Annotated in this window: 11 protein-coding genes and 1 pseudogene; 1 reads left to right on the forward strand and 11 read right to left on the reverse strand. The window is 46.6% G+C overall.

What is annotated here, in order from left to right:
- The 10 genes from hemN to ccoN form a co-directional block, all read right to left on the reverse strand.
- Positions 1 to 836: oxygen-independent coproporphyrinogen III oxidase (gene hemN / locus ABY436_RS16410; protein ID WP_372740013.1), on the reverse strand; the 836-nt coding region annotated here is incomplete at its 3' end.
- A gap of 67 nt (positions 837 to 903) precedes the next feature.
- On the reverse strand, positions 904 to 1563 hold the full coding sequence (locus tag ABY436_RS16415; RefSeq protein WP_372740014.1) for a sulfite exporter TauE/SafE family protein: 660 nt from the start codon (positions 1561 to 1563) through the stop codon (positions 904 to 906).
- Positions 1556 to 1750, reverse strand: a complete 195-nt coding sequence (ccoS, locus tag ABY436_RS16420; protein ID WP_372740015.1) for a cbb3-type cytochrome oxidase assembly protein CcoS — start codon at positions 1748 to 1750, stop codon at positions 1556 to 1558. The genes ABY436_RS16415 and ccoS overlap by 8 nt, the downstream gene beginning before the upstream one ends.
- A gap of 27 nt (positions 1751 to 1777) precedes the next feature.
- On the reverse strand, positions 1778 to 4243 hold the full coding sequence (locus ABY436_RS16425) for a heavy metal translocating P-type ATPase (RefSeq protein WP_372740016.1): 2466 nt from the start codon (positions 4241 to 4243) through the stop codon (positions 1778 to 1780).
- 13 nt (positions 4244 to 4256) lie between these two features.
- Positions 4257 to 4790, reverse strand: coding sequence for a FixH family protein (locus ABY436_RS16430; RefSeq protein WP_372740017.1), 534 nt, complete (start codon positions 4788 to 4790; stop codon positions 4257 to 4259).
- Between the two features lie 61 nt (positions 4791 to 4851).
- Positions 4852 to 6270, reverse strand: a complete 1419-nt coding sequence (ccoG, locus tag ABY436_RS16435; protein WP_372740018.1) for a cytochrome c oxidase accessory protein CcoG — start codon at positions 6268 to 6270, stop codon at positions 4852 to 4854.
- A 141-nt stretch (positions 6271 to 6411) separates the two neighbouring features.
- Entirely contained in the window at positions 6412 to 7305 is an 894-nt protein-coding gene (ccoP, locus tag ABY436_RS16440) for a cytochrome-c oxidase, cbb3-type subunit III (protein WP_372740019.1), read from the reverse strand.
- Positions 7302 to 7487 (reverse strand): cbb3-type cytochrome c oxidase subunit 3, encoded by a 186-nt coding sequence (locus tag ABY436_RS16445; protein WP_177201099.1) that lies wholly within the window; start codon positions 7485 to 7487, stop codon positions 7302 to 7304. The genes ccoP and ABY436_RS16445 overlap by 4 nt, the downstream gene beginning before the upstream one ends.
- 6 nt (positions 7488 to 7493) lie before the next feature.
- Complete coding sequence (gene ccoO / locus ABY436_RS16450; RefSeq protein WP_372740020.1) at positions 7494 to 8114, reverse strand: cytochrome-c oxidase, cbb3-type subunit II; 621 nt, start codon at positions 8112 to 8114, stop codon at positions 7494 to 7496.
- Between the two features lie 17 nt (positions 8115 to 8131).
- Positions 8132 to 9562 (reverse strand): cytochrome-c oxidase, cbb3-type subunit I, encoded by a 1431-nt coding sequence (gene ccoN, locus ABY436_RS16455; RefSeq protein WP_372740021.1) that lies wholly within the window; start codon positions 9560 to 9562, stop codon positions 8132 to 8134.
- A gap of 364 nt (positions 9563 to 9926) precedes the next feature.
- On the opposite strand from ccoN, the gene ABY436_RS16460 reads away from it, so the two are divergent.
- Positions 9927 to 10544 carry an alpha/beta family hydrolase gene (locus tag ABY436_RS16460; RefSeq protein WP_372740022.1) on the forward strand — a complete coding sequence of 206 codons (618 nt, stop codon included), beginning with the start codon at positions 9927 to 9929 and terminating at the stop codon, positions 10542 to 10544.
- A gap of 166 nt (positions 10545 to 10710) precedes the next feature.
- Here the strand turns inward: ABY436_RS16460 and ABY436_RS16465 are convergent.
- A pseudogene (locus tag ABY436_RS16465) lies at positions 10711 to 10773 on the reverse strand (antibiotic biosynthesis monooxygenase); the annotation flags it as partial.
- Between the last annotated feature and the right edge of the window lie 7 nt (positions 10774 to 10780).

Below are 10780 nucleotides of genomic sequence, written 5' to 3' on the forward strand. Positions count from 1 at the left end.
GTGGACTCATGAATAGCGAGCTTGGTTTCCGGACCAGGTAGATCGGCTGCATTGATATGCTTTTGTGAGCGGAAACGATCCGGCATATGCGCATAGTTGAAAACGGATAAGCGATCCGGGCTCATGGCAACTACCGTATCGAGTGTTTCATTGAAGCTCTCGAAAGTCTGGTGCGGAAGTCCATAGATCAGGTCCATGTTAATCGATTTGAAACCGAGCTCTCGCGCTGACTTAAGCACGGCTGCAGTCTGTTCGGTGGGTTGTATGCGGTTTACTGCTTCCTGGACGGCAGGGTTAACGTCCTGAACACCCAGGCTGATTCGGTTGAAGCCGACCTTTCTGAGGGTTTGCATCGTTTCATATGAAGCTTCACGAGGGTCGATCTCAATGGAATAGTCACCACTGTCATCATCGAGCAGGTTGAACTCCTGCTTGATTTTATTCATCAGTTCCGCCATCTGCTCGTCACTGATAAAGGTTGGTGTTCCGCCGCCCCAATGAAGCTGGTTAACAATTCTTTTATCGCTGTACCATTTGGCTACCTGCTCTATCTCTTTATAGAGTGTGTCCAGATAGGGCTGAGCTTTTTTTCGGTTGCGGGTAATGACTTTATTACAGGCGCAAAAATAACAAACATGAGCGCAAAAGGGGATATGGATATAGAGAGACAGTGGCGCCGATGTATCTGTCGTAGTTTGTCCGCTTTCAACCAACTGTGTTTCAGACAGCGACGTATCAAACTGAATAGCTGTAGGATAAGAGGTATACCGGGGACCGGAAAGATCGTAACGTTTAATAAGATCAAGATCCCATGAAATGGTTTTGTCCAGGGCCACGATAGTTTCCTCATTATTTTTAAGCACAGCAGTATAGCATCTGATCAGAAGATTGATTTGACATGTATCAAATATCGATGATTGCACGAAATGGGATAGTATATAGGCCAAAAAGCAGTATAAGAAGGCCGGCAAAATGTTGAACGTTACGATTTGCCAGTAATGTTTGAACCTGTTTGGCCAGCAGGCCGGTGGTTAGCATAGCGGGTAGTGTGCCGATACCAAAAGCAAACATTAAACTACTGCTTTGTAATGCATCTTGTGCGGTCGCTGCCCATATCAGTGTGCTGTAAACTAAGCCGCAGGGTAGCCAGCCCCAGAAAAAACCTAACAGAAGTGCTTGTTTTATGTTCGTAACCGGTAGGAGTTTGCTGGCTGTCGGGCGGATTAAAGCCCAGAGTTTATTGCCGAGTTTTTCAATATGGACAAGACCTTTCCACCATTGAGCAACATACAAACCCATGCTGATTAAAAGGATGCCAGCCAATGTGCGCAGCACAATGGCTGATGTACTGTCTTTAATGATAACCCCGAGTGAGCCTACCAATGCCCCTGCAAGTGCATAGCTGCAAAGCCTGCCGAGGTTGTATCCCAGCAGGTTAGGTAGTCGTGAGCTTTTTTGTCCCATCGATATAGTGGCAGCGATGCCCCCACACATACCAAGGCAGTGCGCGCTGCCAAGCAAGCCTAGCAGTAGCGCTGTTGTTAAAGAAAGAGATTCAGTCACGAGAGGAATTGTTCTTTCCCTGTTTGGCATCGTCTGGAATCATATCTTCATCATCATCAAATAATATGCTGTGGGCCGGTGAATCAAGGTCATCATATTGCCCGGTATTAACGCTCCAGAAAAAAGCCCAAATAGCGAACCCTAACAGGATGATAGCGATCGGTATTAATATAAAAAGAATTTCCATGGAGAACCATCTCGAAAATTGAAGTGACTATTTTACAGGATTGCGGCGAACAAGTTTAGTCAGGCGAAGCGCATTGCCCACAACGATCAGTGAACTGACTGACATGCCGATTGCGGCCATGTAGGGTGCAATAAAGCCCATGGCGGCCAATGGTAAGGCAATCAGATTATATAACAGTGCCCAACTCAGGTTTTGGCGAATGATATGCTGGGTTTTTCGTGACAGAAGAATAGCGTCGGTTAAACGCTCAATATCACTACTGATCAGCACCGCATCGGCATTGGTTTTGGCAAGATCCGTTGCGCTCCCCATGGCTATGGATGTCTGAGCACCGGCGAGTACAGGTATGTCATTGATGCCGTCACCAATCATCACGACTTTGGCGCCTTTCTTTTGCAGCTTTTGAATATAGGCAAGCTTCTCTTCAGGAGAGGCGTTGGCAATGACCTTATCTATATGTAGTTCATCAGCAACCTCCTGAACCGCAGCGGAGTTGTCGCCTGTCAGCATCTGGATATTAAGCCCAAGACGTTGAAAAATGGCTAATGTCTGTTGGGTGCCCTTTCGAATCTGGTCGTTTAAGCAGAACCAGGCAAGAGGCGTTTCGGCGTTACAAAGCAGCAGCCATTGGCCATTATGATCGGGCGCATCATCATAAGTCAGTTTTTGTTGGCATAGTGCAGAAGCAAATTCAGGTTTGCCGATGCGATAAACGATGTTATCAACATTGCCTTCTAAGCCTTGTCCCAGTTCTGCATTCATCGAGTCTGCGGTTCGCAGTTGGTATTTTCGAAACGCTTTGGAAATAGGGTGCTCAGAGTGGGCTTCTAATGCGGCGGCAATTTCCAGCACAGTTTGTGCATCTGTAGTGCTACACAAATGCGTGCGTTTGAGCGATAAGTTGCCTTCTGTGAGCGTACCGGTTTTATCAAACACGATATGTGTGGCGGTCGCCAGGCTTTCTAGTACATGTCCGCGGGTAATCAACAGGCCATGTTGCCTTAATGTGCCGGTTGCTGCGGTTAGCGCGGTAGGTGTCGCTAATGAAAGTGCGCAAGGACAGGTAACAACCAGTACTGACAGGGTAATCCAGAAAGCGTTTTGCGGGTCGATGTTCCACCAGGTAAGGCTGACTATAACAGAGGTTACCAGAACGGCTGCGACAAAATAACTAGCGACTTTGTCGGCAATTTTAGCAACCGCTGGTTTTTCTTCCTGAGCTCTGTCGAGTAACCTGACAATGGCAGATAATTTTGTACCTGCACCTACTTCTGTAATTTGCAGCTGAAGGGGGTTTTCTACATTAATCGTCCCACCGACAACATGATCGCCCAGCGTTTTGTTGATGGGGAGGTACTCACCGGTCAGTGCTGATTCATCTACTGAGGAATAACCCGCCACAATAATGCCATCTGCCGGTATCGTGTGGCCTGGTTTAACCAGCACAACATCATCAATGCTGAGGTCGTTTGCCGGGATGAGTATTTCTTGCCCGTCTGCTAATTTTATGGCGCTGTCGGGGATTAAATTTAATAAGGCATTACCGGCTCGTCCGGTTCGATGCCTTGCCTGCATCTCCAGATAACGACCGATCAACAGAAAAAAAGTAAACATGGTAACGGAGTCGAAATAAACCTCGCCACTTTGGGTATAAGTGGCCCAGGCACTTGCCAGGTAGGCTCCACCTATGGCGATAGATACGGGAACATCCATACTCAGGTGTCGTGCTCTGATGTCACGTAATGCAGCCGTAAAGAAGGGTCTGGCGGAGTAGAGCAGTACCGGTGTAGCAATAATCAGGCTGGTCCAGCGGATAAAGACTTCAATCTTGTCTTCTATTCCCTGTAGTGCCCCGGCATACAAAGCGATGGACATCATCATGACCTGCATCATGGCGAGACCGGCTACGCCGAGACGGCGAAAAGCGCGCTTTTTTTCAAGCTCAAGTAATTGTTCTTCTTTGTCCGGGTGATAAGGGTGGCCTTGATACCCAATGTGGTAAATCGCCGCCATGATGCTGCTTAATGTAATTTCACTATCATGCCAGCGTATACGTGCCCGGTGATTGGTCAGGTTGACAGACGCTTGCTCAATACCTGTTTGTTTTACCAGGTGATGTTCAAGTAACCAGACACAGGCTGCACATGTAATGCCTTCAATGACCAGGGTTGCTTCTTTAATCTCATCTTCTAATGTGATGACAAAATTTTGTTGAATCGAAACATTGTCATAGAGTTTTAGCTCGTCCTGAATGGCGCTGGGGAGTTCTGTGCCAGAGAGATCCGGGGTGAAGGTTGAATCTCCCTGGCGGTATTTGTAGTAGTGCTCAAGCCCGCTGGAAACAATGGTTTCTGCTACTGCTTTGCATCCGGGACAGCACATGGGTTGTGCTGTACCTTTAATATTGGCAGCAAACTGTACGCCTTTGGGTACGTCTTGGCCGCAATGAAAGCATTTCACAAGGCTGTGCTGGCTATTAAGACTACTATTCATACTTCTTTGTGCCTTATAAATTCGGCATTAACTGAATGCGGCGCTGTTCATAAGGTGGCAGAATCTCTTTGTGAAGGTGCCAGCTTTCATCTGGTGGAAAGAGGAAAAGAAAACGCTTTCCTTTGAGTGGGTTGGCCAGTGATCCGGAATACAGCTGCCGGGAACCAACCGCTTTCAGGGTGATCAGCTGGTCGTATTTCTGGTGAGTGGGGTGGACAATATCCAGTGTCAGGAATTCAGGCACATTAGTCAGTTCACCATTCAATTTAATCATGATATCGCCGGTCAAATCATCCAGATTAAGCTCTGCAATAATCTTCTGGTCAATCGCGTTTTGATTTTTTTCAGTGTTGAGTTCATAGCCTCTGGCTATGCGGTAGTAATCATCTTTTACAACGCCGTCCATTGTCACGATAGACAAGTAAAGAAAGCCAAAACCGTAAAACACTACGGCGAATATCGGAGTCAGAATAAAAAGGAGCCAAGGTTGTTTATACCAAGGTTTTGCTGCTTGAATCTCATCTTCGGTCATATTTTTTTCTGTCATAAAAATAGCTGCTGTCTTTGCAGAGAGCAGCTATTGTACCTTAATTTAATGCGCAGGTCGGTTATCGACGTGGCGCCGGGCCAATGAATCGGTTGTCTTCAGTCACTGAAATACTGTTGTCATCTAATGCCTGAACCTTGATCTGTATATCATAATTCGGACGCTTGATATTCTCCCTCTCTAAATGTATACGGATGTTGTAATCAAGTAGTTCGCCCGCTTTAATAGTGACCACTGGTTCTGATATTAGTTTCAGTCCTTCGATACCACTAACGCTAATCCGATAATCGTGGTCGCGTTGTTCTTTGTTGGCGAGTTTAAGTTTATAAACGTTCTCAATCAGGCCGTTAGGTGTTTCGTTATATAGTTGACCGCGATCTCGCAAAATATCTACTTCAAGGGGGATGCGGCTGAAGATGGTGTAGCCAAAGGCGATACACATCGCCAGCAGTACGAACAAATAAGCCATCAGGCGAGGTCGGAGTATGTTAGTGGTATTACCCTTCAGCTGATGCTCTGTTGTATAGCGTACTAAGCCTTTTTCGTATCCCATACGATCCATAATGTCATCACAGGCGTCGACGCATGCACCGCAGGCTACGCATTCGTACTGTAAGCCATCGCGGATATCGATTCCGACAGGGCAGACATTGACACAAAAGCCGCAATCAATGCAGTCACCCAGGCCATCGGCTTTGTAATCACTATCTTTTTTGCGCTTGCCGCGCTTTTCTCCACGTTTTTCATCATACGAGATAACCAGAGTGTCCTGGTCAAACATAACACTTTGGAAGCGCGCATAAGGGCACATGTAGATACATACTTGTTCGCGTAACCAGCCAGCATTTGCATATGTGGCAACGGCAATAAAACCAATCCACCAGGTTTCCCATGGGCCTAGCGAGAAGGCGGCTAAATCTGCAACTAATTCTCGGATCGGAGAAAAATAGCCGACAAAGGCAACAGCAGAGGTGACAGCAATAAATAACCATAAAGCATGTTTAATGGTTTTTTTTCTGATCTTTTCAGCACTCCAGTCTGCTTTATCGAGCTTCATGCGCTGATTACGGTCGCCTTCTGCAAACTTTTCTGCCCAAATGAATAACCAGGTCCAGACAAACTGAGGGCACGCATAGCCACACCAGAGGCGTCCTGCAAAAACGGTTACAAAGAAAAGGGTGAATGCAAGAATGATCAGAAGCCATGACAGAAGCATGAAGTCCTGAGGCCAAAATGTCATACCAAATATATGAAATTGGCGGTTAGGCAGGTCGAAGAGAATGGCTTGTCTTCCGTTCCATTCGATTAACGGAAATGCGTAAAACATGAGCAGCATTATAGCGCCGGAAATAACGCGAAGGTTCTTGAAAAAACCTTTATAGAACTTTACATAAATGTGTTCACGGCTGGCGTAGAGTTCGTAGACCTCTTTTTTGCCGTTTGTTGGAGGTGTGACATCTTTTACAGGTATCTGATTCATGTCTGTGCTCGCAAGCTGAATTGTCGGGTATTAGCCTACTGGATCAACGCATCCATTAGAGAAGCTGCATATTGTAATCGAATCTCTAAAAAAAAGGCGATATGAATCTCTTCATATCGCCTTTTTATTGATAGTTGTCAATTACTTGTTAGACAAGCTATACACATAAGCTGCAATTAGCTGGACCTTATCCTGGCTCAGCAGGTCTTTTTGAGCAGGCATTACACCATTACGTCCGGAACGGAGAGTATGGGTAATATTCTCAAACGAGCCGCCATAAAGCCATATGTTGTCAGTGAGGTTCGGAGCACCGAGCGCCTGCATTCCTTTACCGTCAACACCGTGACACGCCGTGCAAAGTGCCTGGAACTGAGTTTTACCACGTGCAGCAGCTTCGGCATCAGCTTCCTGACCGCTAAGCGTTTGTACATAGCTAGCTACATCGCGTACACCTTCTTCACCTAACACTGCGCCCCATGCAGGCATAGCGCCTTGGCGACCATGCAGAATAGTCTGGATTAGCGCATCAGGGGTTCCACCATATAACCAGTCATTATCTGTCAGGTTAGGGAAGCCGTGTGCGCCTGTTGCTGCTGTGCCGTGGCAAACAGAACAGTTGTTAGCGAACATGCGCTGACCCATTTTAAGGCCCGCTTCGTTCTCAGGCTTTTGCAGGTCTTCTATGGACAGTGAGGCGTATTTGGCGAAGACTGGCTTGTATACTTCATCAGCATAAGCCATCTCTTCTTCCCACTGGTTTGTGGAGGTCCAGCCTAATAATCCTTTGAAGTTACCTAGCCCTGGATATAGCGCCAGGTAAACCAAACCAAAAACGACTGTGCCCAGAAACATCTGGAACCACCATTTTGGCAGGGGATTATCATATTCTGCAATGCCATCGAATTCGTGGCCGACAGTATTATCAGTTTCTTCTTTAAAAGTTTCACTCTTACGCGTTCGTAAAAGTAACCAAGTACAGCCAAAAATTACTGCCAGGGTAATAATTGTTACCCATGCGCTCCAGAAAGCACTCATTTTTCAACTCTCCTGTTCGGGGTCGATTCATCCGAATTATCTGGCGCCTCATCGGCGAAAGGTAGTTGAGATGCATCATCAAATCGTTTTTTATTGCCGGGTAATAAGACCCAGATAAAAAGTCCGATAAAGGTGATGAGCATAATCACCGGTATGAATGGGCCGTAAACATCGTAACTCACTAGTAATTACCGTTTGTTATTGTAAACAGAATGGGTTTTGCCCAGCGCTTGCAGATATGAAACCACAGCTTCGATTTCATATTTACCTGCTACATCATCCTGAGCAGTAGCGATCTGATCGTCAGTATAAGGAACGCCCAGACTGCGCAAAACGCTCATTTTTTTAGCAGTATCCTCTCCCGATACCCTGTCTTCGAACAGCCATGGATAAGATGGCATTTTAGACTCAGGTACCACATCGCGAGGATTATATAAATGAGCGCGATGCCAATCGTCGGAGTAGCGTCCACCTACACGTGCCAGATCTGGTCCGGTGCGCTTTGAACCCCATAGGAACGGATGCTCCCAAACGTGCTCGCCAGCGGTAGAAAAGTGACCATATCGTTCAGTTTCTGCACGGAATGGGCGAATCATCTGACTGTGGCATACGTGACAGCCTTCACGGATGTAGATGTCACGGCCTTCCAGTTCTATCGCGCTATAAGTGCGAAGACCTTCGATTGGTTTGGTCGTTTGTGCCTGGAAAAATAAAGGAACGATTTCAGCTAAACCACCACCGCTGATAACGATGATGATCAACAGGACCATTAAACCGATATTCTTTTCTATTGTGTCATGCTTGATCATTATTCTGCTCCTCAGCCTTATGCAACCTGCGCAGTAGCTTCTGCTACTGGGGCTTTGCTGTCCTTACGAACAGTTTGCCAAGTGTTGTAAGCCATCAGAAGCATTCCTGCCAGCCAGAATATGCCGCCTAACCAACGCACGAAGTAACCTGGGTGAGATGCTTCCAGTGCTTCAACGAAGCTGTATGTCAGTGTGCCGTCTTCATTAACAGCGCGCCACATCAGACCTTGCAGAATGCCGTTGACCCACATGGCGCAGATGTAAAGCACAGTACCAACAGTGGCTAGCCAGAAGTGAGCATTGATAAGGCCGACGCTCCACATTTGAGTTTTGCCAAACAGTTTTGGCAGCATGTGGTAGGTAGCACCGACAGAGATCATCGCAACCCAGCCTAATGCGCCGGCGTGAACATGACCAACAGTCCAGTCAGTGTAGTGAGATAGTGCGTTCACAGTTTTGATGGCCATCATCGGGCCTTCGAAGGTAGACATACCGTAGAAGGACAGAGAGACAACCAGGAAGCGAAGAACAGGGTCTGTACGTAATTTATGCCAAGCGCCAGACAGTGTCATCATACCGTTGATCATTCCACCCCAGGATGGAGCCAATAGGATCAATGACATAACCATTGCTACAGACTGAGTCCAGTCCGGCAATGCAGTATAGTGAAGGTGATGACCGCCGGCCCACATGTAAGTCGCAATCAGTGCCCAGAAATGCACAATTGATAAGCGGTAAGAGTAGATTGGGCGTTCTGCTTGCTTTGGTACGAAGTAGTACATCATTCCCAGGAAACCGGCTGTCAGGAAGAAGCCTACAGCATTATGTCCGTACCACCACTGTACCATTGCATCAACTGCACCCGGGTAAACAGAGTAGGATTTCCACATAGAAACCGGTATTACTGCACTGTTAACAATGTGCAGAACCGCTACGGTAATAATGAATGCCATATAAAACCAGTTACCTACATAAATATGCGAGGTTTTACGGTTTTTGACAGTGCCAAGGAAAACGATTGCATAGGAAATCCATACAACGGCGAGCAGAATGTCAATTGGCCACTCCAGCTCAGCATATTCTTTAGAAGAAGTTAAACCCATAGGTAGGGTAATTGCTGCCAGAAGAATAACGGCTTGCCAGCCCCAGAACGTGAAGGCTGCTAAGCCGTCTGAGAATAGACGCGTTTGACACGTGCGCTGAACTACATAATACGATGTAGCAAATAGGGCAGATCCACCAAATGCGAAAATAACCGCATTGGTGTGTAGAGGTCGTATACGGCCAAAAGACAGCCACGGAGTGTCAAAGTTTAATGCCGGCCAAACCAGTTGGGCGGCAATTAAGACGCCAACTGCCATGCCGACGATACCCCATATCACCGTCATAATGGCGAACTGGCGCACAACTTTGTAGTTATAAGTTGGGTGTTCGATTGCAGTGCTCATGTCAGGCTCTCATCAAAAAGCTTGTTTTATAGTACAGTTTCACGGGCAATTATCTTGGAATAGCCCTGTGTTTTCAACGAGGTTTAGGCGTTGAGTGTGACGCATTGTCGCATAAAACGTCCGGTAAATATATTGTATATGCATATTAGTTATTTGTTTGGCGTGACTCTATCTTGTTGATTTTATTTGAAATATAAATATTTGTATACGATCTTGTACAATCGTCTACAGTGTACTTTAGGGGGTTGTTGCCTCTTTCTTTGCTACTTTAGGCCCGTTTATTTCGTTAGCTAACTATCATTTGCTTGATATAGATCAAGCCTTACAATGGCGTCTTTAATCGTATATTTGCTGAGGTGGGTTTTTGGATCTGTTGATTGAAGGGGAACCTCTGTTTGGGCGGGTGATATTTGCTCATGGTGCCGGCGCGGGTATGGAAAGTGATTTCATGAAGATGGTGAGCCGCTACCTGGCTGAGCGTGGGTTGCAGGTGATCAGGTTTGAGTTTCCGTATATGAAACAGCGCCGCATTGACGGGAAAAAACGTCCACCTGATCGTGCAGACAAGCTCGTCACTGCTTTTAAAGACACGATTGAACAGTTTGCTGGCGATGTGCCGATCTACCTTGCCGGTAAGTCTATGGGAGGGCGGATAGCAACGATGATTTTGCAAAGCTCGGATGCGCAAGCTTGCTTTGTTTTTGGTTATCCCTTTCATCCGGTTGGAAAGCTACTGACTACACGTACAGATCATTTTTGGCTTCTGAGTAAGCCTGTGTATGTTTTCCAGGGGGAAAGGGATCCGATGGGCTGCAAAGATGAAGTGGCACAATATTCTTTACCACCGACAGTCCAGATTCGCTGGCTGCCAGATGGTAATCACGATTTAAAACCGCGAAAAGTATCAGGCTTTACACAGCAAGAGCATATTCATTCAGCACTAGATGAGATGTTAATGCTAATTAAGCGGCACTCTCCATAAGCGGCACTCCATAAGCCGTCCTGTTTATAAGCTGTCATCTGAGTGTCTGATGCTAATGTTCCAGCAGCGTGAACTTTTCCTCCCGATCAAGCATGGGTCTGATCTGTTCCATCATCTCTTTTCGTTCTTCAGAGGATAGCCAGCGTTGCCAGTCCGCAACAGTGCGATAGGTTGCTATAACAACCCGGTGATTTTCATCGTTAACATTCCTTAACGCCTCTCCGGAGATGAAACCA

This window comes from Neptunomonas sp. (genome assembly GCF_041601355.1).
Lineage (GTDB): Bacteria > Pseudomonadota > Gammaproteobacteria > Pseudomonadales > Balneatricaceae > Neptunomonas.

Coding starts and splice junctions, on each gene's coding strand:
- ccoP (WP_372740019.1), bottom strand. CDS start 7,305: ATGAGTGCTTTCTGGAGCGCATGGGTAACAATTATTACCCTGGCAGTA.
- ccoS (WP_372740015.1), bottom strand. CDS start 1,750: ATGGAAATTCTTTTTATATTAATACCGATCGCTATCATCCTGTTAGGG.
- ccoG (WP_372740018.1), bottom strand. CDS start 6,270: ATGAATCAGATACCTGTAAAAGATGTCACACCTCCAACAAACGGCAAA.
- ccoO (WP_372740020.1), bottom strand. CDS start 8,114: ATGATCAAGCATGACACAATAGAAAAGAATATCGGTTTAATGGTCCTG.
- ABY436_RS16425 (WP_372740016.1), bottom strand. CDS start 4,243: ATGAATAGTAGTCTTAATAGCCAGCACAGCCTTGTGAAATGCTTTCAT.
- ABY436_RS16430 (WP_372740017.1), bottom strand. CDS start 4,790: ATGACAGAAAAAAATATGACCGAAGATGAGATTCAAGCAGCAAAACCT.
- ccoN (WP_372740021.1), bottom strand. CDS start 9,562: ATGAGCACTGCAATCGAACACCCAACTTATAACTACAAAGTTGTGCGC.